This window comes from Gilliamella sp. BG1 (assembly GCF_046635625.1).
GTDB lineage: Bacteria > Pseudomonadota > Gammaproteobacteria > Enterobacterales > Orbaceae > Gilliamella > Gilliamella bombi.
The window spans coordinates 68,606-93,724 of the sequence record NZ_JBIDFG010000012.1 but is presented as its reverse complement, the minus strand read 5'-3'; the positions used below and the strand labels follow the sequence as shown (position 1 = coordinate 93,724).

The following is a 25,119-nucleotide window of genomic DNA, read 5'->3' as shown; positions in this document are numbered from 1 at the left end:
TTTTTCCTGTAAGTTAATTATTGTGATTGGTTAGCACCATTTGTTTATGATAATGGTTATTATTTTGTAGATAAATAAGCTATTATGTGATTTATTGTCAAAATAAGTGGGACAATTGTTTGGTGTTGGTGAAAGGCAGATGGATAGATCTAATAAATTACTAGAAATGATGGTTTTTGTGGCGGTAGTTGATTGTAATAGTTTTGTTGATGCGTCAGTTAAGTTAAATATGTCTAAGCAGGCAGTGTCACGTTATATTCAAGCATTAGAAAATCGCTTGCAAGTTCGGTTGTTACAACGTACAACTCGCAAAATGGTCATTACCCATGAGGGGCAAATTTTTTATTTGCAAACTAAAGCCATTATTAATGCTACTACAGAAGCAGAAAATAGCCTCACTTTAGATCATGCAAGTCCACAAGGTATTCTTCGGGTTAATGTGCCTGTTAGTTTTGGTATTTTGCATTTGGCGCCTTTATGGCAAAAATTTATCAATAAATACCCTAAAATTGAGCTAGATATTACGTTGTCAGATCGTGTGGTTGATCTGCTTGAGGAGGGCTACGATCTTGCTGTTCGAATTGGTCGGCTAGAAAGTTTGTCGCTGATTAGCCGTAAGTTGGCAACTACGCAAATCATAGCCGCCGCGTCGCCTGATTATATTGCTAAATATGGCATGCCGAATGATCCTGATGATTTGTTGAATCATAAAATTGTGATGTATAGTCAGTGGGCAAAAAAAGAGCAATGGCATTTTTATAAAGACAATGCCCATTACTCGGTGAATTTAAAAGCGAATATCTATTGTAATAATGGCGATACTTGCCGCCAAATTATGTTACAAGGAGGTGGTATTTCGTTGCAACCTGATTTTATTATTGGTAAAGATATTAAAATAGGCCGTTTAGTTCGTGTTTTGTTGAATTATAAAGTCGAGAATTTGAATATTTATGCCGTTTATCCAAGCCGTAAATTATTACCGCTCCGAACTCGATGTTTAATCGATTTTTTAGTTAGCGAACTAAAAAATTATCAATGGTCAGTTAGTTAAAACATAACCGTTATTATTTGATATGTAAAAAATCTTTAGACAAAAAATAGTCAAATGTATTACTGATTTTACAATAACACAGAAATGATTTACATTATACTAGTTATTAATTGATTATTCAGAAACAATCTTTACTATATATTGTTTTCAAGATTTATTGTCATTATATGAATATCAATAATAAGGCTTTGTGGCAGCAATTCTATATAAATAAAGTAAATCAAATTATTATCTATAATAGGTATGTTTTTTTATAATGAATAACACATTATAAAAAAGCATCATTTAAGAAATTTTAGTGCAATATTAATTTTTACTATAATTTAACACTCATGTTTTATATTTTCTTATTGATTGTTTTTTAAAGAAATAAAACTCTATTATTAACAAGCTTAGAGCAAAGTTTTAATGTTTTTTTGAGTTTTTAAGACAGTTAGTAGATCTTGATTTACACAAGATCGAAAAGAATAAGTATAATAATACCTAAGTTACTATATTTTACATTTGAATATAACAAAGGTTTTCATTAAAGAATGTCTTTAATTAAACATAATGAGTGCGAAATCGCATTTAATAATATCAAGTTTCAACAACGAAAAATATCGTTTTACATGTAATAAATATATTTGATTTTGTTACCCACTTATTTTAGCTAGGTCTATAAATATAATATCTAATCTGAAGTTACCGACCATTTACCGAATTTGTATTTTTAGTAATATTATTTTAGGAGTTTTAAAAAATGAATCTGATCTGGTCAGCAGTTGGGCAAGTTGTTAGTTCTTGTCTTCCGGTTTTTTTGTTAATTTTTCTTGGTTGGTTATGTGTGCAGCAAGGGATCTTTTCGAAGGATTCTAAAAAATTATTATCAGGACTGGTATCAAACTTTGTCTTTCCTGCTTTACTTTTTGTGCATACGTCTCATGCTAAGCCATCGCAAATATTCAATGGCATTTGGATGATTGCATTTTTCTGTACTATGTCATTTTTATGGATAATTTGTTTTTTAACCAATAAATACATTTTGCATAAAGAGTTAAAGTCAACAGCTATGAATGCAATGCTATGCTGTTTTCCAAACATGGGCGGGATGGGTGTTCCTTTCTTGACGTTAATGTTAGGAGCCGCATCAACTATTTCCGTTGCGATTGCTAATTTTGTTGTTGCATTATCATTGATTCCAATGACAATATTTTTATTAGAACTTTGTGATACTAAATTGTCTGGTGGTAAAGTCACCGGTGGTATGATCTTTAGTGCAGTAAAAAATTCACTTATGAAGCCAATGTTTTTAGCCGTTATTTTAGGGTTAATTGTGAGCGTTACCGATGGAACTAAATGGCTACCACATTTTGTGTTTAACACTTTTGATATTATGTCAAATGCCTGTAACTTCATTTCACTTATTGCGGTCGGTGTTGGTATTCATGGTGTTAAATTGAAATTATCTAAACCATTAATGATTAATGTTGTGTTGAAAAGTTTTATTACACCAATTGTTGCACTTATTTCCGTATATCTATTTGGCATAACAGGTATGGAAGCAGAAGAATTAGTTTTCTTATTGGCAATGCCAACGGCATCAACAGCGGTTATTTTGGCTTACAATTGGAATGTTGAGCAAGAACAAGCATCAAGCATTTTCTTTGCATCAACAGTTTTATCTATCTTCATTTTACCAACCTTATTGCTTATTATGGACTTCACCATTCCAGGTGTTGCTTAATTAAAAGCTAAATATAAATGCTCTCATTTAATTTTAGATGAGAGCTTTTATTATCAATTACACGTTTCTTTGGCAAGCCATGCTGGAATTACTCGGGTTGTTTACAGTAATAATAACCACCGTATTTCAAAAATCAACTAAACTTGCTGCTTACAAACGAATGGAAAAGTAAAAAGAGTAATACCAACTTTGGATTAAAATACGGCATAATCAACAAGTATATAGTGATTCAAAAGGTGAAGACTAAGTCTTAATTGATTAATTATTATAATTTTGTTAACCCCCATAAGGTGATTTTAGAAAAAACGCCTTATGGGGTTTTGGAGTGGTTACTTAACCATGAAGTGTAAATAACCCAGTTTTTTTCTACATATTAACAGTAGCAAGAAATGTAGCGATAATATTGGTAACTAAACTAAAAAGAGCCATTGTTTTTTTAGTTTATTAATTAGAAGCTATAGCGAACACCAGCTAATAAATCAATTGAACTTAGCTCAGCACTAGCATTAGTTCGATAGTATTCATTATGTTTTTTGATGTTTACTTTACCTGCATCCACATAACGAGCAGTGAAATCAACAACCATATTATTATTCAACTTATAAGCTACGCCAGCAGCAACATTCCATGCAAACTTTGTTTTTGTTTTTGATAATGAACGTTCATAATCAACACCATCAACAGAAACGTTATATTTTTCCTTATGGCTATTTTCTAGTTTAGTGAAGGCAACACCAAATCCCGCACCAATAAATGGAGTAATTGGTGAGTCAATATCAATATCATAATAACCATTTAACATTAATGTATTCATGCGGGCTTTGACTTTTTGAGTAGTACGAAGACGATATTCTTCATAATCAGTGTATCTATTTTCTTTTTTATCTGTATTGCCACGTAAGGTAAGAGATAATTCTACACGTGCAGGAATATCATAATTAGAAAAGTTGTAACCTAAATTTAAAGCACCTGCTAATTTAGTTTTATGCATTGAGTCAAAAATACCATCGTTGATAACACCGCCGTGATTATAATGTAAGGTATCCTTAATATTTTTCACTTTTATTATAGAAGCTCCTAATTGACCTCCTAGGTAAAGTTCATTTGTTTCAGCATAAGCAAAATTTGAAAAACAAGCAAAAGTTGTTAGTGCAATTAATGTCTTCTTCATTTTATTTCCTTTATTTATTATGGTTGTTTAAGATTTGCCAATTATAAAGCAAATAAATTAAAAATCAATTTGAGGTATTAGGAAATTATTTCAACGAAAAACAAAAGCCGTAACTGTAACTATCCCTTAAAATAGTACAGCAAGAAAGTAGAAAATTCTCTATAGTAACAAATGCTTGCCGAGTTAAATCTAAAATCGCAGCCTCAGGAAGAAATCATAAAAGCTGTAGTGCCCACATTGCAACGAAAAACATGGGCAAGAGAGCTACAAGCCACTAAATTAATCTCAATTGCCATTAGCTGTCACATTGTGTAATTAAGTCGTTGTGTCTACTATTATCAACCTCACACAGTATTACCATATTTTATACTTGAATCTTGTACTAAGTTTGAGGTATTCACAATAGTTACAAACTTACAAATATACAAAATTTAGGGTGGGTTTAGTTTACTATGAAGTGTAAACAACACGTTTTTTTCTACATATAAATTGATTTACAGGGGCTTTTATAATTAACAGACTACAATCGATAGTTTCCAATCCTCAATTTCTTTCCAATATTTTTTTTCTTGTTCTAAATCAAATAATATCAATTTATTATTTTCAACAAATTCCCGATTAATTTCTATAGTCACTTTAGTTAGTTTATTTTTTATTAATTTTAAACGAAATGCTTGTAAATTAATTTCTGTATTTCGCTGATTATTGATGAGTATAGATAATCTTAGGATTTGCATTAGCGGTATTATATGTTTGTATTCGAACAAACTAAAATAGGGTAGTGTATCTATATTGATAGTCTTTCTATGGTAACGTACAAGAGTAGACAAAAGTAATTGCTGTTCTTCGTTAAATCCGGGTAAATTACTATTTTGTAAAATATAGCTTGAATGTTTATGAACTGAAGAAAAGTTAATTTTTAACCCTACCTCATGTAACAAAGCAGCCCAATATAAAATAGATTCAAGGCTTGCCGGAATAGATGTTGGTGCTTGTTGTTGCCATTGAGAAAATAAATATTTTGCAGTTTTAACAACTTGCGTAGCATGGCGTTGGTCTATATTGTAATGTTCAGAAAGAGTTTGCGCGGTATTTTGTCTAATATCTCGGAAATTAAGACCTCCAACCAACTCATAAAGCACCCCTTCACGTAATGCGCATGGGCTAAATTGTAAAGTATTTAACCCAAATGCGTTAAAAACCCCACTAAATATAGCTAGCCCGCTGACAAATACACTTTTTCTTTCACTAGAAAGTGAAGGGTAGTCAATATCTTGAAAAGAGTTGAATTCTAAAACATAACTAATTAAATCATCGAGCCTTTTTTGGGTAATAATTCCATCACAAACCCCAATATCTAATAAGATACGATAAATAGACTTGATGGTTCCCGATGTACCAAATGCAACAGTAATATTTTGTTTTTTTATAATATTAATCAAGCTTTCAATTTGTTGTTCGGCGGCAAGCTTTGCTTGTTCGAATGAAATAGCGTTAATTTTTTTTTCATGAAAAAACTGTTTAGCATAAGTTATGCATCCCATAGGGCGACTAGCAACAATCAACGGTTTTAGATCATTTCCTCTACCTATTGCAATTTCTGTAGATCCTCCACCGATATCTATTACAAATTTAGTATCATTTGACGATGTTGGTTCTGATGTCATAGTACCTAAATAAATAAGACGTGCTTCTTCTTGTCCCGATATGATTTCTATAGGAAATGGAAATACTTTAGCCGCAGCCATTAAAAATTTATATCTATTTTTTGCAACCCGTAATGTATGAGTTGCTACAACACGAACATTTTCGGGAGGAAAGCCAATTAATCTTTCGGAAAATAGTGTAAGACATTCCAGACCTCGCATAATGCTTGATTCACTTAGATGGTTATTAGCATTAAGCCCTGTGGCAAGATGAATATTTTTTTTATTTTTATAAATGATCTGTATAGCACCATCTATAATACGAGCAATAACCATGTGAAAACTATTTGAACCAAGATCAACTACCGCATATTCATTGAATTTATTCACTTTAAATCCCTTATTCAACCGTTTCTAACTGATTCAAATAATCATAAATGGCATATTGTGCTCTAATTTTTTTCTTATTACCTCTTTGTACATAATTATTAGTTGCATCTTTATCAATAATACGAGCCTTTACATTATCATTGCATTGAATATTAAAAATATTATGGATAGTTGATTTTATTATTGGATCGAAGATTTTTACACCTACTTCAATACGATTATCTAGGTTACGAGGCATCCAATCAGCAGAAGAAATATAAGTATCTTTTTTCCCATCATTTTCAAAAATATACACACGAGCATGTTCTAAAAACTGATCAACAATACTTGTGACAGTAATATTTTCGCTTAAATTAGGAATTTTGGGTATCAAGACACAAGTTCCTCTTACTACAATTCTAATTTTTACACCTGCACAAGATGCACGGTATAATTGGTCTATCATATCTTTATCGGTTATTGCATTGAGTTTTAAATAGATACCAGCTACTTTACCTGCTTTAGCATTATTTATTTCTTGTTGGATAAATTCATAAAATCTCAATCGGGTATTTTGTGGAGACACAAGTAAATGATGGAATGAAACTGGTTTAAATGGGTTTTCAATGAAATTAAATACATTTTTAACTTCATCTGTAATTACAGGATCTGCAGTTAATAACGAAAAATCGGTATAAATTCTTGCAGTCCTTTCATTAAAATTACCTGAACCAATATGGGCGTAACGAACAATTTCGTTATTCTCTTTACGATCAATCAAAAATAATTTAGCGTGGATCTTTAGTTTTGGTTGTGAATAGATAACTTTAATTCCACTACTAATTAATCGTTTTGCCCATTTTATATTTGCCTCTTCATCAAACCTTGCTTGCAATTCAACAACTACAGTGACCTTTTTACCATTATTGGCAGCATTAATGGCCGCATGAATAAAGCGGGAATCTTTTGCAACTCTGTAGATATTCATGCGAATATGCGTAACAGATGGATCAAACGAAGCTTGGCGCATAATCTCTAATACATGTCCAAAAGAGTAATAGGGATAATAAAGCAATACATCTCGATCTTTAATCGCATCAAACGAATTACGAAATTGTTTAAATCGATTATAGCTTAGGCTTGGAATTTTTTTATTTAATAGCTTTTTTTGACCAAAATCAGGAAATTTCACAAGATCTTTAAAATTAGGATAGCGTCCACTTGGCATTGCGTCTTGTTCAGTTAATAACAATTTATTAATCAATAACTCAAATAATGCTTTTGGCATATCTTTTTGATAAGTAAAACGAACTGGCTGAGCAGTCAAACGTTGTTTTAAACCTTGTGACATAAGTTCAAGCAAACTGTCTAATTCTGTGTTTAATTCGTATTCAGCATCTCTATTAATATTAATAGAATAGGCATTTAATTCTTTGGCATCAAAAAACACTTTAAAAATATCGGGTAAACAGTAACGTAATATGTTATCCAAAAAAATGATCGATTTATTTTTAGTTGAAACTTCTGACGGTAATAAAACAAAACGAGAAATATTATCCGTCGGTAACTCAAGTAACGCATAATTGGTTTTATCTTCACAAATAATTTCTACAGCCAAATAGGCATGATCATCTTTTAAAAATTGAATAAGTTCGGTATGACTATCGAGTAAAATAGGGGTAATATATTGTCTAAGATTTTGTTTATAATAGTTTTTTATCCAACCTTCTTGATAAGAAGAAAGTTGTCTTTCGTTAATCAAAAAGATTTGATTTCTCGCCATTTCTAATAATAGTTCATTATAAAGCTGGTCAAACTGTAATTCTAGTTGAATAACTTTTTGGTTTACTTGGCGTAATAAGTTTTTAGAGTTAGAAGATGAGTTGGCTTGTTCTTGTTCAATAAGTACATATTTTTTTAAGTTGGCAAACTGTACTTTATAAAATTCATCAAGATTACTTGAGTATATACCTAAAAAATGTATCCTCTCTATAAGTGGATTACTTTTATCAGCAGCTTCTTGTAAAACTCGCTGATTGAAAGATAACCAACTTAGTTCCTTAGGTAAATATACTTTTTCTTCAATCATTTTAATCTTTCAAATTCTATTAATAGTATTTTATACAGGATATCTTATGTAAAAAAAAAAGCTAGCATGTAGCTAACTTTTTTATTTCAGGACAAATAATAAGTATGCCGTTTTAAATACGGTGAACAGATGTTGTGTTAGTAGTTCCACTTGGTACTAAAGCACCAGATACCATTACAATGATATCACCTTGTTGTAAACCGCATACTTTCACAGCCATCTCTTTACCTAAACGATAAAAATCGTCAGTTGAGTTAATTGAATCAATTAAAATAGGCTCTACACCTTTTGTCACGGCTAACTGATTAACTGTCTTTTGACTTGAAGATAATGCTAAAATACGAGCTCTAGGAAAATAATGACGAACTTCCCTAGCTGATTTACCGCTACGAGTTGCTACAACAATTAATGGAGCATTTAAACGCTCAGCAATTTCTACAGCACCACAGCAAACAGCTGAAGTTATACTCAACTTTTCTTCTTTTGATGTCAATTCTAACGATGCTGGAATTATGCTATCAGTTCGGTTACAGATAGTTGCCATAACATTCACAGTTTCGAGCGGATATTTACCTTTAGCACTTTCACCCGAAAGCATAACTGCATCTGTACCATCAATAATTGCATTAGCTACATCACCAGCTTCCGCACGAGTTGGACGTGGGTTTTTAATCATTGAATCAAGCATTTGTGTTGCTGTTATGACTGGTTTAGATGCTTTATTACATTTTTTGATCATCATTTTTTGAGCAAAAATAACTTCTTCAACAGCGATCTCAACCCCTAAATCACCACGTGCAACCATAATACCGTCAGAAGCATCAAGAATTTCATCAAAATTATCTAAACCTTCTTGGTTTTCAATTTTAGATATAATTTTAATGTTTTCACCACCATGAGCTTTTAAGTGAGTACGAATATCATCTACATCAGAACGTTTCCGAATGAATGATGCAGCAATAAAGTCAACACCTTGTTCACAACCAAAAATCAGGTCATTTTTATCTTTTTCTGCTAGTGCTGGCAATTTAATTGAAACGCCAGGTAAATTAATACCTTTATTTTCACCGAGTTCACCGTTATTTAAAACAGTACAAATAACCTCATTACCTTTAATTTCTTTAACGTCCATAGCAATTAAGCCATCATCAACTAAAACACGATTACCTGGTTTAAGGTCATGCGCAAAACCATCGTAAGTTACGGCTACACGGTCTTTGTTTCCGATAACATTTTTGTCTGTAGTAAACGTGAATGTTTGACCTGCAACTAGGGATACATCATTACCGCCTTCTAATTTAATAGTGCGAATTTCAGGGCCTTTGGTGTCTAGCATAATAGCTGCTTTTAAACCAGTTTCTTGCATTACTTCACGTAAATTTTTGATACGGTTGCCATGTTCTTCGTAATCACCATGCGAAAAATTTAAACGCATAACATTCATGCCTGCATTTAATAATTTTGCTAACATTTCTTTTGATTCAGATTTTGGTCCGATCGTACAAACAATTTTTGTCTTTTTCATAATAGTATCTACTTAGTAATTTATTTAATGTTAAGGTTAATGTTTTAATTCAATTTAAAAAATTCGATAAACCAACTTTTTGCAAAAAAAAAACCAATGGCAAAGCATTGGTAGTTTTATTGGTTAAAAAAGGTATTTGTAGCTCAATATGGCTACCAAAATCACATAAAATCTTTGAAGAATATAATAATTTCATCAATAAGTTAAACCCTTTAAAATTCTTCTTATTATATTCTTAACAGTATTTTAAATAAAGTATTTTATCTTTAATATATTTTGTTATTTATAATAACATACTAAATTATAGCAACTAAACATTTGGCTTACATTAAGTCTTTAAGTTGATAAATTAGTTCATTATTGTTATTTTTCAAGGTTAGTTGATTATTTTTTAAATTGATTTTTGTACCTTCAGTAATTAAGTTCTCAATAATATAATCTAATTGATTTAATTGATCATCATTACAAAGCATTTTAGTCATCACAATTCCACTACCTTTTATGCTACCGTTGTCTAAAGTAACTTTACCAGAAAAATGGTTACACATTTTACCTGTAATTGTCATATTTTCCCCAAATATAAGCTCTGCTTGATCATCTAACGGAATATCTTGACCATTTACTTTAGTGAGTACAAAACGGTGGTGCATGAGGTCGGTCTCTTGTAAAGTACTTGAGTCATTACATCCTGATAAAGCCAGTAAAGCCATAAATAGAGCAGTTAACAAAAACGTTTTTTTCATTTGAACTCCTAATAATAGGTTAAATTTGTTATAATCGTGCATTAATGTAACTATAATTGAAATATCTGAAACGCTATGCTATCTCAACAGCAATTAAAAAATCTTGATTCAATGACTTTCTTAAATAAGCATAAAATAATCAAATTAGCTAAGAAAAGTCAAACTATAGCTGATATAGATTCCGCCATACAAAATGCTAACTTACATTATCAAAGCAGACTAGAGTCGTTACCGAAAAATATTATTTTTCCCAAAAATTTGCCTGTGACTGAAAAAAAACAAGAAATTTATGATGCTATTAAAAATAATCAAGTAGTTATAGTTGCAGGTGAAACTGGCTCGGGAAAAACAACACAGATTCCCAAAATCTGTTTAGAATTAGGCTTAGGTGTCAAAGGCTATATTGGTCATACCCAACCAAGACGATTAGCAGCACGTTCAGTAGCTAATCGTATCGCTGAAGAGCTAAAAACAGAGATAGGGCAGTTAGTTGGTTTTAAAGTCAGATTTTCTGATCATGTCAATGACACAACTCTGATTAAATTAATGACTGACGGAATATTGCTTGCTGAAATTCAGAAAGATAAATTCTTACTACAATATGATACTATTATTATTGACGAAGCACATGAACGCAGTTTGAATATTGATTTTATTTTAGGCTATCTTAAGCAGTTATTATCTAAACGTCCAGACTTAAAAGTCATAATAACATCAGCGACTATTGATGTGGAACGTTTTTCTAAACACTTCAATGAGGCTCCAATTATTGAAGTATCGGGTCGTACCTATCCAGTCGAGGTTAGATATCGTCCCCTAATCCTGAAAGAAGATGATAATAATGATAAAAGTTTTGATTTTCAACCGATTATAGATGCCATTGATGAATTATCAACTGAAAGTCTTGGGGATATATTAATCTTTTTAACAGGAGAACGAGAAATTCGAGATCTTGCCGATACACTTAATAAGTTAGAACTCCGTCATACGGATATTTTGCCATTATATGCAAGGTTATCAGCATCAGAACAAAATCGAATTTTTCAATCACATACTAAACGTCGAATTGTCCTTGCTACTAATGTGGCAGAAACATCGTTAACCGTTCCGGGTATTAAATATGTGATCGATTCGGGGTTAGCCAGAATTAGTCGTTATAGTTACCGAACTAAAGTTCAACGTTTACCTATTGAACCAATATCACAAGCCTCTGCCAATCAGCGTAAAGGACGTTGTGGACGAACATCTAATGGTATCTGCATACGTTTATATGATGAACAAGATTTTTTATCTCGCCCCAAATTTACCGAACCCGAAATATTACGGACCAATTTAGCTTCAGTAATATTACAAATGACATCATTAGGCTTAGGAGATATTGCCGCTTTTCCTTTTGTTGAAAAACCTAATTCAAAATATATTCGTGATGGACTTCGCTTATTAGAGGAACTTGGGGCAATTCATACCATACAGAATAGATATCATTTAACTGAAATAGGTAAAATTTTAGCACAATTACCAATTGATCCAAGATTAGCTAGGATGCTGGTTGAAGCAAGGCGCCTAGGGTGCATTAAAGAAATAATGATAATTACTGCTGCTTTATCGATTCAAGATCCAAGAGAAAGACCTTATGATAAACAGCAAGCTTCTGATGAGAAACATCGTCGTTTTGTTGATAAAGAGTCAGATTTTATTTCTTTAATTAATTTATGGAACTACATTAAAGAACAGCAGAACGTATTATCAGGGAATCAATTTAGACGATTATGCCAAAAAGAGTTTTTAAATTATCTTCGAATCCGTGAATGGCAAGATGTCTATACGCAAATTAGACAAACAATTAAGCAATTAGCGTTTCCGATTAATAGTAAAGAGGCTGATTATAATTCATTACATATCTCGTTACTAAGCGGTTTACTATCTCATATTGGAATGAAAGAGCTTGAAAAGCGTGAGTATATAGGTGCACGTAATATAAAATTTGCAATTTTTCCTAATTCAGCACTTTTCAAAAACCAACCCAAATGGTGTATTGCTAGTGAACTTGTTGAAACAAATAGATTATGGGGAAGAACAGCAGCAAAAATTGAAGCTGAATGGATTGAACCTATAGCTAAACATTTAGTGAAATATGACTATAACGAACCTAGGTGGTCTAAAAAGCAGGGCACAACAATAGCAAACGAAAAAGTAACTTTATTTGGGTTACCAATTGTTACTAATAGAATAGTAAATTACAGCAAAATTGATCCTATTCTAAGTCGCACTCTGTTTATTCGACATGCATTAGTTGAAGGTGATTGGTTCACAAGTCATAAATTTTACAAGCAAAATCAAAAATTGATTAATGAAGTTGAAGATTTAGAACATAAATCACGTCGTCAGAATATTTTAATTGATGATGATGAATTATTTGATTTCTATGATAAACGCATAGATAAATCCGTTATTTCATCTAAACATTTTGATAAATGGTGGATGCAGAAACAAAAATCTGATCCTGATTATCTTAATGTACAAAAAGAGATGCTGATCAGGCAATCAGCACAATTAATTAACTTAAATGATTTTCCTGATTTCTGGTATCAAGATCATTTTAAGCTAGCACTTAGTTATCACTTTGATATTGGTCATAACCGTGACGGCGTCACTATAAAAATTCCACTTGATATCTTAAACCAAATTAAAAACAAGGGATTCGATTGGCAAGTGCCAGGTTTTAGAAAAGATTTAATAATTGCATTAATCAAATCATTGCCTAAATCTTTACGACGAAACCTTGTCCCTGCACCAAATTATGCAGATGCATTTTTAGATAGGGTAGATACTACAGAAAAACCGCTTCTTGAATGCTTAGAAAATGAATTTCATAAAATGACTGGTGTGAAAATTACATCAGAAAATTGGCAATTAGAGCAAGTCCCTGAACATTTAAAAATGAATTTTAGTATTATTGATAGTAATCATAAGGAAATTGCTTCAAGTAAAGATCTTGATATGCTAAAACAGCAACTCAAAACTCAACTTCAACAAGCTTTATCATCTATTACTATTAATAAAAAAGATAACTCAATTGAGCAAAATAATTTGACAGATTGGACATTTGGAAAACTTCCTGATGTTTATGAAGAAAAACAAAAAAACTATACTGTTAAGGCTTATCCAGCTATTATTGATAATCAAAATTCCGTAAGTATAAAGTTAGTTGATAATCAATCAGAGCAACAAAGATTAAATAAATTAGGTTTAAGACGCTTATTAATGCTTAATATTCCTTCTCCAATCAAGTATTTACATGAAAAATTACCCAATAAATCGAAATTAAGTTTATATTTTAATTCGTTTGGTAACGTGTTAATGCTTATTGATGATTGTATCGCTTGTGGTATTGATTATTTAATTGAAACAAATAATAAAGCAATACATTCAACTGATGATTATCAGCAATTACTTGATTATACTAAAACTCATATTAATGAAATAGTTGTTGATATTGCTAAGCAAGTCGAATCAATACTAACTTTGCATTTTAGCATTAATAAAAAGTTAAAAGGGCGCGTTGATTTATCTTTAGCATTTGCCTTGTCAGATATCAAACATCAACTTAATAGATTAGTTTATAAAGGATTTGTTACTCAATCAAGTTATAGAAGATTGAATGATATCTCTCGATATTTATCGGCAATTGAGAAAAGAATTGAAAAATTATTTCAAAATATGGCAAGAGATAGGCAATCAATGAGTATTATAGAAGATGTTCAGAATCAGTATGATAATTGGATTAATAGTTTACCAAACAATCAACGATCGGACACTAAAGTGACAGATATCCGTTGGATGATTGAAGAATTAAGAGTAAATTTATTTGCGCAACAGCTTGGTACATCATATCCAATTTCAGCAAAACGCATCAAGCAGCAAATTGATGTAGTTAAATCACAACTATAGCTTCATACAAAAAAATAGGGCGCTTATGCGCCCGATTGTCTATATAAACTATCGATACAGATCTACAAAAACAGTTATATTTGGACCATTTGAATCATGGGCAATTCTAGCAATATGATAATACTTGGCCCCAGCATCAATAGCTCGTTTACCCGCTTGATAAGAAATTTCCTGATCAGTTACATAGTAACCTCTGAATTTAATTGTATCAAACGCAACCATTTTTGCTGCAGTTGCATCATTCAATTCTTGGATCTTTCGTCCATCGGGTAGAGTGACAGTGTAACGTGTAATGCGTTGTGGCTCAGTTGTTATCGTCGTAACTTGAGATGCAGAAGCATTAGTTGTTGCAGAAGTTGTTGCTTTTTGTGTGGCTTGATTAATGACTTTTACTTTATTATTAAATTTATCGGCATAAAATTTTTCATTAAAAGCTGAAGAAGAATAATAGCCAGGTTTTTCTACCTGCATAGCCGCATCACCACCTTGTGCAAGAGCTTGTTGACCAGCTTCAGAGTCATATGGAATTGCATCCTCAGGTTGAAGTTTACGTTCAGGTGCATCTTTCTTAAACAAATAAGCAGCAACTTGTATATTACTACCTAATTCACTACGTGAATCAATATAATAAGCATAAGCACCTTTTGCTGATGCTTCTCTAGCAATTGCTTGGTTAATATCATATTCACTAGGAAAATAACCACGAATACGCACAATGTTGAAAGGCTCTAAACGTATGGCTTTAGATTTTGGATATTCATAAATACCTTCAAACTTGCGAAGGCTTTCAGCTTGTTCTTCTGCTTTAGGAGCATCGGCTTTATATAATTTCGCATACACAATCCTTAAAGTATCATTAGAAGGACTGATATTAGTTGTGGTTATATAAAAGGAAGCAGCTCCTTCTTTATCCGCAGCTCTCGACATTGCCATGATATAATCACTATCAGTATAAAAAGCTCCGCGGATAGTTATACTTTTAAATGACTGTAAACCTTTAGCTTGTTGCTCCGTTAATTGTTGAGCAGCAAACGAAGAAAAAGAGGTTAGGGACATAGCAACTACAATAAGCGTGTTCTTTAAACTTGCCATATATTAAGACCTTACAAAATTTATTCTGATTATTTTAACATAAATAAATCTAATTACCTAAATCTATTAAACCGTTTAAATTTTTGATAAATAAATATTTTCCTCTAGCTAATAAAATATTTTGTTCTTGCAACTTTGATAAATTTCTGCTAACTGTTTCAATTGTTAAACCTAAATAATTAGCGATATCGGCTCGGCTCATCATGAGCTTAATATTCAATGAAGAATGACCTTTCTTTTCATAACGCTGATAAAGTGAATAAATAAAAGTTGCTACTCGTTCATCAGCCTTTTTTTGAGAATAGCATAATACTAATTTTTGGTAATTATAAATATCAGAGCTTAACAAATTAAACACAAGGTCTCTAATATTTTTTTGAGTATCAACTAACGACATCAGCTCATCATAATAAAGCTCACAAACCAATGTATTACTAAGAGCTTGAATATTATTATTATACACTTGAGTTGCAATTGAATCTAAACCAACAATATCTCCTGGTAAATAAAAGCCATTAACTCGTTGATGATTATCAGAAGTTGTAACAAAAGTTTTTAATGCACCCGAATGAATAATATAAAATTTAGTAAAGGGCGTATTAGATTTTGCTAGGATTTCATTTTTAGCATAAGATATTTTTCTTTCTAATATACTGTTTAATTTATTGTTAAGCAACATGGGAATGCAGAAAGATCCCATACTACATAATTCACATGGAACGGAATAACTTTTTGAACGTAATGTCTTAAAAATATTTTGCATATTAACGAAAGGAAATAATTAAAATTTATTAATTTATTAGAGTAGCATATTTTATAATAAAACAACAATTGCTCATTAATTAATATTTATATTTATTCGTTAAAAAACATTATTTAACATAATATACATTATGCGCACCAAGATGAACGTACGTGAATTCTGTAGATGCAACCAACAAAATCATGACGCTAATTTAAAAATTTGCGGCATCTGATACCAATCGGGAATCTGACAATCTGCAACTTCAACTTTCCTTATTTCTCTGACTGTCACCGGACTAAACTTAGCTAAGTTACAACGTTGTGCTATATCGATGCCAATTTTTCGTAATCTTGCTCTGTGTATTTGCACTTGAGATTTTTCAAAATTAAACGTTTGTCCATGCATCCATTGAATAGCATACATAGCAGTTGTATTAGCTGCTCGTGTAGTATCAACCACCCCGCATCTTATCAATCGCTCGCTGATAGTTTCAAAATCCATAGCATTCACCGATAGCTTCTTATCTAAGTTTAAAAATTCATCATGTAGTTTATTTAATCGTGTATAGTCTGATAATCCCCAGTAATGTAAATTCTCTCGTTTTAAAAATCGGGATTTTAATTTTTGTTCAAATCGTACTACACCGCTATTTTTACAATATTCTATTACGTCAATTAAGTATTTAAATTCTATTGAGTTTTCACCAAATTTGTTTTTAATTTTTGTTATGCTGTGTAATTCAAGTTCATGAGCTTTATTGTAAACAGTTGGATAAATCAGATGTGCATTACCATTTTTTGATAGCCAATCTACAGATTGACCGTTACTGTGTAACCGAGGGACACTGTAACGATAGTTTAAAGTCGATAACCCTGCTAAATAATCATTAACGTTGCCTGCGCCAACCGTTTTATTTGATGTGATATGCAGTTCTTTTATAATTGCTCCATCAGAAAAAGTTTCTATTTTTGAACCACTGGGTTGTCTAAACAGCAATTTAGTGCATTTTGTAAATACGGGTAAATTAAGTTCAGTTAAAATTTTGTTGTAAACATCAACACAATTATCAACAGAACGTAAACCGAACAGATTCTCTATACGTCCCCACCGAGAAGGATTTCCTGACATTTTTAATACCGAACCAGAAATTTTAATTAGAACAGAATCACAAAATGAACCAGAGTGCTTATAAGCAGGTTGAGATAAAGAGCTCACTTCCCCTGTTTCTAAAAATATGCGTTGATAAGCAACGTCACCAATAAGAGGTAGCTGATAACCAAAATCTTGCTCTATATTTAACCAATCGAAAAAACATATTAACACTTGTGTTCATGTGCTCATTAATAAAAAAAATAGCACATTTAACTCATGAACACAAGTGTTAATGAAAACATGAGTATATCAGTTATATAATTAAATCAAATAGGCTAATTAGGGTATACCTATACTAGCCTAGAGTTTTTAAATATTATGAGGGTAATAATGAATAAACGTTCAACTTATAACGTCACAGAATCAAGAAAACTTAAACTTGAAAGGCTTGCTGTTAATGCAACAACAAAGCTAGGTAAGCCTATTATTTGGACGGAAATAATAGGCTTTATGATTGATAATTATTCAAAAGAAGCAATGGATGATTATGTTTCACAAAAACTAAATGAAAAAAACAAATAACCCCGGAAAACCATGGTAAAGTTCGGGTGTCACAATAATGTATATTATGTTAAATAATGTTTTTTAACGAATAAATATAAATATTAATTAATGAGCAATATTTTTAAATACCTTATTTTTTTGCCATAAATATAATCTCACTTCCAGGAAGTGGCTTTTTTAAAATGTGTTTTTTTATTTTACCCCATACTTGCATTTCGCAAGCTTTACAATTGAACTTTAGCAATAATTCTTCATTATTTTGAATTAACTTCATTGGCGTAACTTTAGTTTTAACACCTTGAATTCCTTTTGCTTGTTTTGGACATAAATTAAACGCAAACCGTAAACAATGTTTGGTTATCATTAAGGGCGCTTCTTCTTTAACTTCATGTGCTTCATAAGCACTTTCAATTAATTCAACTCCATGTTGTGTATAAAATTCTCTTGCTTTATGATTATAAACATTTGCCAAAAAGCTCAAATGATTTTCAGGATAAAACGGAACTGGGTTTTGTTCTGGTTTACGTTTTTGGCGACAATAACTTGTTAATCTTTTAGCCGTCAATTCATTAGTGGCATTCCTTCGAAGCTGATTTAGTTGACTACTTGGAATAAAATAAATTTTTGATAAATTTAAATCAAAATCAGTAAGATAATATATAGTTTTTCCTAATTTAGATAAATTATCTCTAATATTTTTTAATGATTTATCTGGTTGTTCCGCAAGTTCGAATTCCCCATTAAGTTCTACCTTGACACAAACGCCCTCTTCGCTTTTTGCAATTAGCTCTATATCTTTTTCAATATTATATAGTTTAAATGACACACCAATTCTGCGATTACTTGATGCTTTCAATAAATTTTGTTGCCACACATGATCAAGATTTCGATTCACTATATAAGGTAATTTAACTGAAAAAAGCGGCTTAGGAATTTCATTTGGATAAATTCGATATTGATTAGCCGAAAGTTTCTCCACCTTATCAGCTCTAAACCCAAAGATCTCTCGTTTTATTAGTACATTTAAGCCATCTCCATTAGTTAATATTTTCTCAGATTTAATATCGATAGTTTTAGGTGTAATTTGAGTTATCTCACCAATTTGCAAACCAATGAATTTAGGTGAATCGAATGCACCTATATTGGATTTTCTTCCATGTACAAAATAATCTGTACTTCCTCGATGAAATGTTTGGTGAGGATCTGGTATAAAAAAGTGCTCAGTTCGACCACTTGACGCTGATTGTAAATTAGACGAATTTGACAAAATAGTATCTAATTTTTGACGATAAAAGGCTGTAATGTTTTTAACATAACTTAGATCTTTATAACGTCCTTCTATTTTAAAGGAGCGTACACCTGCTTGAATTAATTCGTTCAAATTATCTGATTGGTTATTATCTTTCATTGATAATAAATGTTTTTCATAAGCAACAATGCGCCCTTGATCATCTTTTAAGGTAAAAGGAAGTCGACAAGCTTGGGAGCAATCTCCTCGATTTGCACTACGCCCTGTCTGTGCATGTGAGATATAACACTGTCCTGAAAATGCCACACAAAGCGCACCATGTATAAAAAATTCTATTTTTGCATCAATTTGCTCATGAATTTTAGCTATCTCAGTTAAATTAAGCTCACGAGCTAATACTATTTGTGAAAAACCAACATCAGATAAAAATTTGGCTTTTTCAGGTGTCCTTATATCCATTTGAGTGCTCGCATGTAAATCAATAGGAGGAATATCCATTCTCAAAATGCCCATATCTTGCACAATTAATGCATCAACACCTGCGTCATAAAATTGCCATATAAGTTGTCTTGCTGGTTCAAGTTCATTATCGTGAAGAATGGTATTTAAGGTTACAAATACTTTTGCATAATAATGATGAGCAAATTCAACTAACTGGGCAATATCACTAACCGAATTACCAGCATTATGCCTAGCACCAAAATTTGGCCCGCCAATGTATACGGCATCTGCGCCATGTAAAATAGCCTGTTGTGCAATCTCAATATTTTTAGCGGGACTAAGCAATTCTAATTTATTATTGGTGACAAGATTTGACATTATAAACTCTTTGAAAATCTAACTAGTGAATAATTTGGTTTTTATTTTACAAGCATTATTATAAAATTAATAATACTTGTAAAAAACTTTCAGGAAAGTATGTGTTTGAATATAAATTTGATATAGATCATCTAGCCTTAGTTGCGATAAGTTTCATTCCTTAAAGCTTCTATACGTTTTTCTAATGGCGGATGAGACATAAACAATTCAGAAAATTTTGCTTTTTTAGCTCCATTAATGCAGAATGCTAAAATTGAAGTATCTTCACTTGGTTCATGGCTAGTTTTTAGTTTTTCTAACGCGGCAATCATCTTTGTACTGCCTACTAATTTAGCCGAACCAGCATCAGCGTGAAATTCTCGATAACGAGAAAACCACATAGCTATAAGGCTTGCTAAAATACCAAATACGGTTTCAAAAACCATAACTATCAAGAAATAGGTTAACTGTGATAAACCACGATTACGATCATCCAATGCTTGAGCTACAACGGATGCTAACATTCTTGAAATAAAAATAACAAAAGTATTAAGAACTCCTTGTAATAAAGTCATTGTGACCATATCACCATTAGCAACATGACTCATTTCATGACCGATTACTGCTTCAGCTTCATCTTGAGTCATAGTACTTAATAAACCAGAACTTACTGCAACAAGAGAACTATTTTTAGTTGCGCCGGTTGCAAAAGCATTAACATCTTGAGCATGATAGATGGCAACATCTGGCATTTTTATATTAAGTTCCGTTGACAATCGACGAACAACATCAAGTAACCATTGTTCTTGACTATTACTAGGTTGAGTAATGATTTGTCCCCCTACTGACCTCAAAGCCATTCTCTTAGATAATAGAAGAGATATAAAAGATCCTCCAAAACCGAAGATTGCTGCAAATATAAGTAATCCTAAAGTACTATGCGCATCAACGCCTAAAATACTTAAAATGATTCCAAATACAAACATAACGGCTAAGTTAGTTAGAATAAATAATCCAATTCGCATCATGAAAGTGTCCTTTTTTATTGGTGTTAATGAAACTAATAATCAATAAGTAATATTTATTAGCAACCTATCTATTAATAAATAGGTTGCCTTTTAAAAATAAGTTATTTTTTATTGTCCGCAAATTTAATGATCTTTTCTAAATTAGCTATTTCATTATTTACAAACATAGTCAAACCTTGAATATAATCAGCTAAAACTGATGGTGGCATTGACTGATAATTATTATCAAATAACCTATTCAGTAAACTTATAACTTTCTGGTGATCCTTCTGAGAGAGAGCTAGCTTTGCCATTTGTATATGATTCTCCACATCATTTGGAGTATGTTGTTCAAATTCAATTAATAATTTATTTGATTTTTGGTATTCTCCTAAATTACGAAAAATATTAGCCAAAATTAGTTGAGGCAAATATTTTCTTAAAAAATATTTGCATGTATTGGAATTTATTAAATGATTAAATTGGGAAATCGCTTTTTCCCATTTTTGTTGCGTAATATATACAAGCCCATTTAACATATATAATTCTTTTTGTTCAAATAATTCGTTTTTTAAATAATTTGAACTAATTTTTATTGCATAAGAAGAATCCTGAAGATTATAACAACAAATTAGCTGATAAAAGAGGTTTATTGCTTTTTTATTAGTAATTTTTTCCCAACATTGATAAGCTTCATTCCATTTTTCTTGTGTCATAAAAAGAAATGCTTTGGTTTTTTCATCTTTAATATCTTCAATTTTTTCCTTTATATTATTAGTAAATAAAGATATTTTATATGTTCTATAGCTTGCTTCAGCTAACATTTGCTGTGCTATAATTTTCCAATATCCATCTTTCTTCAATAACGCTTTAGAGAAAGCTATAATTTCTTCCCAATTTGCCGACATTTTTAAAGCTTCAATATAATTAATTAAAGCTGAATTAGGAATTATCATAAAATTATTTTTAAATGTTTTTTTTAAATAGGAAATTACGTTGTAATATTCTTTTTTAGCTAAATCTAGTTTAACTTTTTGTAACTTATATTCAAAATTATCAGTAGTATGTTTTTCAAAATTAGCTAATTGTTTTTGACAGTTATCTAGTTTATTAATTTTTATATATACATCTGCCAAAATTAGTTCAGGAAAATATTTCCTCAAAAAGGATTTAGTTACATTACTCTTAAGTAAAAGATTTAATTGTTCTATAGCCCCATTCCAGTTTTTATTAGATATGAATATTAATGCATTGATTAAATATAACATTTTTTTATCATTATTAAAGTTTTGCAAATACTCATTTTTAACTGTAACAGCATAACTACTGTTGGTTAAATAGTGGCAACAACATATTAGCTGATAAAATAAATCGGAGCTTGATTTATTTATTACTTTACTCCAACTTTTATAAGCATTTTTCCACTCTTCCTGTGCCATAAAAAGAAATGCATCAATTTTATTATTTTTAATACTATTCTTATTAACATTATTAAGAAATACTGAAGGTTTTCTCAGATAATAACTTGCCTCAGATAATACAAGTTGGGCAAGTTCTACTTGTTCTTTATTACCTGATAACAACAATTTTGCTCGCTGAATTGCTATTGGCCAATTTTGCTCTTCGTACGCTCTTAACATAAAATCAGCTAAAACTGTAAAATTAATTATTTCTGGGCTTTCAGATTTTTTATCCAACGCTTGGATAGCATCAAAAGTTCTTTTACAGCATAGTCCATCTCTATAAGGGTAAACATTCTTAATTCTTGATAAAAATGGTTCTTCAATAGTAAAACCATTTTTGATAATAGTTTTTAAAGTATTATTTAAATCATCCTCTGTAGTAACTACAGGACCAAAACCATGTTGTCTATAATCAAAATAACCTTTTGAAAAAGTATGTTTACCTGAAAAGAAATCATGCTCATCAAATTGATAATATATGATTTGTTTTTCTAAATATGCCATATCAAACGCTACCGATGAATAGTCAGTTATAAGGAGTGTGGATTTCAAAAATAATTCTTGAATACTACAGCTGTCAGAGTGCCATTGCTCAATATAAGATGGAATATTAAAATCATCTAAATATGGTTCTATGTTTTTATGAAGAGCAAAAATAACTTTTATTCCTTCATTTGTTATTTTTTTCAATACTTCGTTATGTAAAAAACTTCGCCAATGTATAGCATAATCTGTAGTTATAAAATCAGGGTTTATATCTCGCTCAGAACAATCTGTTTTCGCTTTCGGTAAAATAGAATCACGCCATGTTGGCATTATTAAAATAGTCTTATTATTAGATCCAAATTTGTTTTTTTGCGAAAACAAAGCATCATGCCTAGCTAAACCTGTTAATATCACTTCCTTATTAGTTAAATAATATTTATTATCAAATGCAATGGAGTTAAACTCTGCTTCGGTACTAGTGATCATCAAACTTATATTTTTCTTTGTATTGATCCAATTTGATAAATCGTCTTTAATAACACCATGTTGTAAAAATATAAATTGTTGCTTTAACATTAAGCCATCAGAAAAATAATCATTGACATATTTATCAATATGGCTACTAATCACTTTTGACGCTGTTTTTAATAATTTTTTATGTTCAAATGATCCAAAATTTAACAAATTAAAATTATCTTTTTTTAAACGATTCCAATCATGAGATTTATTTGACAATACATAATAAATTTCTTGCTCAGGGTGTTGAGATCTAATATATCTATACAAATGTTCTGCATTATCATCCGCTTTAGTATCTCTATCCATAAGAATCCAATGATCCTTTTTATTTTTTTGAACAAAATGACTTAAATGTTCCATCATTTTTTGATTAGAAACTCCTGTATAAAAAAAAGTTCCTTTAATAAAAATTTTTGAATGAACACCATTAAATTTGATTTCAAATTTGCTAAAATTATCTGGTAAACTAATCCATAATTTATACGTTGTTACAAAATATTTATCGCCAAATGTATGTTTTTTCTTTTTTTGATACTTAGGTATTGTATCTTTATTATCAAACAATATAGAAATATCACTTTCTCTATAACTGTGATATGAAATCAAAATTTCTCTTTTAGTTTGATCATATTTTTCAATATATGCTATCTGAGTTATATCAGTTATACCCTTGAAGGAGCCTAGTAAACCTACTTTATATAAGAACCAAATTCCAGCTAAATCAAAATTTAAAATTGTTTTAATATCAATAAAGGATAAAATCTTTTCAGCATTTTCATAGAATTTTATTTTTTCATCATTACTCAGAATATTTAGAGGATTAGGATTATTAAGTAAATGTCTACAAATCCAAGCAAAATCATATAAAGCTTGTCTTTGTATAAACTCTGGTATTTGTTGTAATTTTTTTTTGTAGAATTCCAAAACAAAAATTGGACCATATTCTAAAGCATCTAAAAATTTACGTTTATCGTTCCATGATGTATCTAAAGTCGATGAACTATCTTCTCTTTTCCTGTAATAATATCTAGCAGATGGTAAAAAAACCACTTTTGATGATTTGATATAATATATGTATTCTGAAGCAAAGCGAGCATCTTCAAACGAAGGTCTTAGCCTAGGATCAAAAAATAAATCATTTTCAAAGATTACCTTTGCAGAAAATACCCCTGAATTAACAGACATCACTATATTTTTACCAAAATCAAAATTTGAATTATATGTAATTCCTTCAGTGAAACGATATTTTAATGGATGTGAATCACTGTATTGATCAATACTTTCACGATAAAAAATAAAATTACAACTAACTAGTCCAATATCTTCAGGATTTTTATCAATTACCTTAGCTATTTCTTCAAAATAGTCCAAACTAACAAAGTCATCGGGATCAATGAAACTGACCCACTTGGTTTTTACATAATCCATACCTAAATTACGTGCAGAAGCTTGTCCACCGTTTTCTTTATGAATATAAGTAATATTATTAGGATATTTTCTTATCCATTCTTGAATTATTTCCGAAGACTGATCTGGAGAATCATCATCAACTAAAATTAAATTAATATGTGTTTCAAATCCAATAGTTTGATTTACTAAGCTTTCAAAATAATCTTTCAAATATTTATCAACGCCATAGACTGCAGATACTACAGTAAATTTTTGTTCGGTCTTATATATCCTTTTTGGAGAATATTTTAATATATTCTCTCTCCTATTTTGATACATATCGTAAAAAAAAAGTTTAGGATTTTTTTTGAATTTTCTCCATTTCTTACTTATTGACATAGTCGTACAATTCCTATCGTAATACAAAAAAGTTAACCTAATATT

15 protein-coding genes are annotated in these 25,119 nt (G+C 30.7%); 4 read left to right on the top strand and 11 right to left on the bottom strand.

Annotated elements, in window-relative coordinates:
• Window positions 1-139 precede the first annotated feature (139 nt).
• The gene (locus tag ACGH80_RS08160) at window positions 140-1,051 is read left to right on the top strand and encodes a LysR family transcriptional regulator (RefSeq protein WP_174798286.1); all 912 of its coding nucleotides are present in this window, start codon (window positions 140-142) and stop codon (window positions 1,049-1,051) included.
• A 742-nt stretch (window positions 1,052-1,793) separates the two neighbouring features.
• Window positions 1,794-2,777 carry an AEC family transporter gene (locus ACGH80_RS08155; RefSeq protein ID WP_065590963.1) on the top strand — a complete coding sequence of 328 codons (984 nt, stop codon included), beginning with the start codon at window positions 1,794-1,796 and terminating at the stop codon, window positions 2,775-2,777.
• A gap of 448 nt (window positions 2,778-3,225) precedes the next feature.
• On the opposite strand, the gene ACGH80_RS08150 is transcribed toward ACGH80_RS08155, so the two are convergent.
• The 5 genes from ACGH80_RS08150 to ACGH80_RS08130 all read right to left on the bottom strand — a co-directional run bounded on the left by ACGH80_RS08150 (window position 3,226) and on the right by ACGH80_RS08130 (window position 10,320).
• Window positions 3,226-3,948 carry an outer membrane protein gene (locus ACGH80_RS08150; protein WP_174798285.1) on the bottom strand — a complete coding sequence of 241 codons (723 nt, stop codon included), beginning with the start codon at window positions 3,946-3,948 and terminating at the stop codon, window positions 3,226-3,228.
• A gap of 512 nt (window positions 3,949-4,460) precedes the next feature.
• Entirely contained in the window at window positions 4,461-5,984 is a 1,524-nt protein-coding gene (locus ACGH80_RS08145; protein ID WP_202983904.1) for an exopolyphosphatase, read from the bottom strand.
• A gap of 10 nt (window positions 5,985-5,994) precedes the next feature.
• Window positions 5,995-8,052: a polyphosphate kinase 1 gene (gene ppk1 / locus ACGH80_RS08140; protein WP_296301616.1), complete on the bottom strand. Its 2,058-nt coding sequence runs from the start codon at window positions 8,050-8,052 to the stop codon at window positions 5,995-5,997.
• A 112-nt stretch (window positions 8,053-8,164) separates the two neighbouring features.
• Window positions 8,165-9,577, bottom strand: coding sequence for a pyruvate kinase PykF (gene pykF, locus ACGH80_RS08135; protein ID WP_174798283.1), 1,413 nt, complete (start codon window positions 9,575-9,577; stop codon window positions 8,165-8,167).
• Between the two features lie 323 nt (window positions 9,578-9,900).
• Window positions 9,901-10,320: an META domain-containing protein gene (locus tag ACGH80_RS08130; RefSeq protein WP_065590958.1), complete on the bottom strand. Its 420-nt coding sequence runs from the start codon at window positions 10,318-10,320 to the stop codon at window positions 9,901-9,903.
• Between the two features lie 111 nt (window positions 10,321-10,431).
• On the opposite strand from ACGH80_RS08130, the gene hrpA reads away from it, so the two are divergent.
• A complete protein-coding gene (gene hrpA, locus ACGH80_RS08125) occupies window positions 10,432-14,271 on the top strand; it encodes an ATP-dependent RNA helicase HrpA (protein WP_174798339.1) in 3,840 nt (1,279 codons plus the stop codon).
• A gap of 48 nt (window positions 14,272-14,319) precedes the next feature.
• Here the strand turns inward: hrpA and ACGH80_RS08120 are convergent, their stop codons facing one another.
• The 3 genes from ACGH80_RS08120 to ACGH80_RS08110 all read right to left on the bottom strand — a co-directional run bounded on the left by ACGH80_RS08120 (window position 14,320) and on the right by ACGH80_RS08110 (window position 17,425).
• On the bottom strand, window positions 14,320-15,363 hold the full coding sequence (locus tag ACGH80_RS08120) for a YdgH/BhsA/McbA-like domain containing protein (RefSeq protein WP_174798282.1): 1,044 nt from the start codon (window positions 15,361-15,363) through the stop codon (window positions 14,320-14,322).
• Between the two features lie 49 nt (window positions 15,364-15,412).
• Window positions 15,413-16,126, bottom strand: coding sequence for a helix-turn-helix domain-containing protein (locus tag ACGH80_RS08115; protein ID WP_238786377.1), 714 nt, complete (start codon window positions 16,124-16,126; stop codon window positions 15,413-15,415).
• A gap of 180 nt (window positions 16,127-16,306) precedes the next feature.
• Window positions 16,307-17,425 carry a phage/plasmid replication protein gene (locus ACGH80_RS08110; RefSeq protein ID WP_411630870.1) on the bottom strand — a complete coding sequence of 373 codons (1,119 nt, stop codon included), beginning with the start codon at window positions 17,423-17,425 and terminating at the stop codon, window positions 16,307-16,309.
• Between the two features lie 165 nt (window positions 17,426-17,590).
• Between ACGH80_RS08110 and ACGH80_RS08105 the strand changes: the two genes are divergently transcribed.
• Window positions 17,591-17,782, top strand: a complete 192-nt coding sequence (locus ACGH80_RS08105; RefSeq protein ID WP_411630855.1) for a hypothetical protein — start codon at window positions 17,591-17,593, stop codon at window positions 17,780-17,782.
• Window positions 17,783-17,894: 112 nt separating this feature from the next.
• Here the strand turns inward: ACGH80_RS08105 and ACGH80_RS08100 are convergent, their stop codons facing one another.
• From ACGH80_RS08100 to ACGH80_RS08090, 3 genes are all read right to left on the bottom strand, one after another.
• The gene (locus tag ACGH80_RS08100) at window positions 17,895-19,832 is read right to left on the bottom strand and encodes a peptidase U32 family protein (protein WP_411630853.1); all 1,938 of its coding nucleotides are present in this window, start codon (window positions 19,830-19,832) and stop codon (window positions 17,895-17,897) included.
• 137 nt (window positions 19,833-19,969) lie between these two features.
• A complete protein-coding gene (htpX, locus tag ACGH80_RS08095; protein WP_174798279.1) occupies window positions 19,970-20,839 on the bottom strand; it encodes a protease HtpX in 870 nt (289 codons plus the stop codon).
• Between the two features lie 101 nt (window positions 20,840-20,940).
• Window positions 20,941-25,074 (bottom strand): CDP-glycerol glycerophosphotransferase family protein, encoded by a 4,134-nt coding sequence (locus tag ACGH80_RS08090; RefSeq protein WP_174798278.1) that lies wholly within the window; start codon window positions 25,072-25,074, stop codon window positions 20,941-20,943.
• Window positions 25,075-25,119: the final 45 nt, after the last annotated feature.

Excerpts from the sequence above, each read along its gene's own strand:
- ACGH80_RS08160 (WP_174798286.1), top strand. The coding sequence starts at position 140 with ATGGATAGATCTAATAAATTACTAGAAATGATGGTTTTTGTGGCGGTA.
- ACGH80_RS08155 (WP_065590963.1), top strand. The coding sequence starts at position 1,794 with ATGAATCTGATCTGGTCAGCAGTTGGGCAAGTTGTTAGTTCTTGTCTT.
- ACGH80_RS08150 (WP_174798285.1), bottom strand. The coding sequence starts at position 3,948 with ATGAAGAAGACATTAATTGCACTAACAACTTTTGCTTGTTTTTCAAAT.
- ppk1 (WP_296301616.1), bottom strand. The coding sequence starts at position 8,052 with ATGATTGAAGAAAAAGTATATTTACCTAAGGAACTAAGTTGGTTATCT.
- pykF (WP_174798283.1), bottom strand. The coding sequence starts at position 9,577 with ATGAAAAAGACAAAAATTGTTTGTACGATCGGACCAAAATCTGAATCA.
- ACGH80_RS08130 (WP_065590958.1), bottom strand. The coding sequence starts at position 10,320 with ATGAAAAAAACGTTTTTGTTAACTGCTCTATTTATGGCTTTACTGGCT.
- hrpA (WP_174798339.1), top strand. The coding sequence starts at position 10,432 with ATGACTTTCTTAAATAAGCATAAAATAATCAAATTAGCTAAGAAAAGT.
- ACGH80_RS08120 (WP_174798282.1), bottom strand. The coding sequence starts at position 15,363 with ATGGCAAGTTTAAAGAACACGCTTATTGTAGTTGCTATGTCCCTAACC.
- ACGH80_RS08115 (WP_238786377.1), bottom strand. The coding sequence starts at position 16,126 with ATGCAAAATATTTTTAAGACATTACGTTCAAAAAGTTATTCCGTTCCA.
- ACGH80_RS08105 (WP_411630855.1), top strand. The coding sequence starts at position 17,591 with ATGAATAAACGTTCAACTTATAACGTCACAGAATCAAGAAAACTTAAA.
- ACGH80_RS08100 (WP_411630853.1), bottom strand. The coding sequence starts at position 19,832 with ATGTCAAATCTTGTCACCAATAATAAATTAGAATTGCTTAGTCCCGCT.
- htpX (WP_174798279.1), bottom strand. The coding sequence starts at position 20,839 with ATGATGCGAATTGGATTATTTATTCTAACTAACTTAGCCGTTATGTTT.
- ACGH80_RS08090 (WP_174798278.1), bottom strand. The coding sequence starts at position 25,074 with ATGTCAATAAGTAAGAAATGGAGAAAATTCAAAAAAAATCCTAAACTT.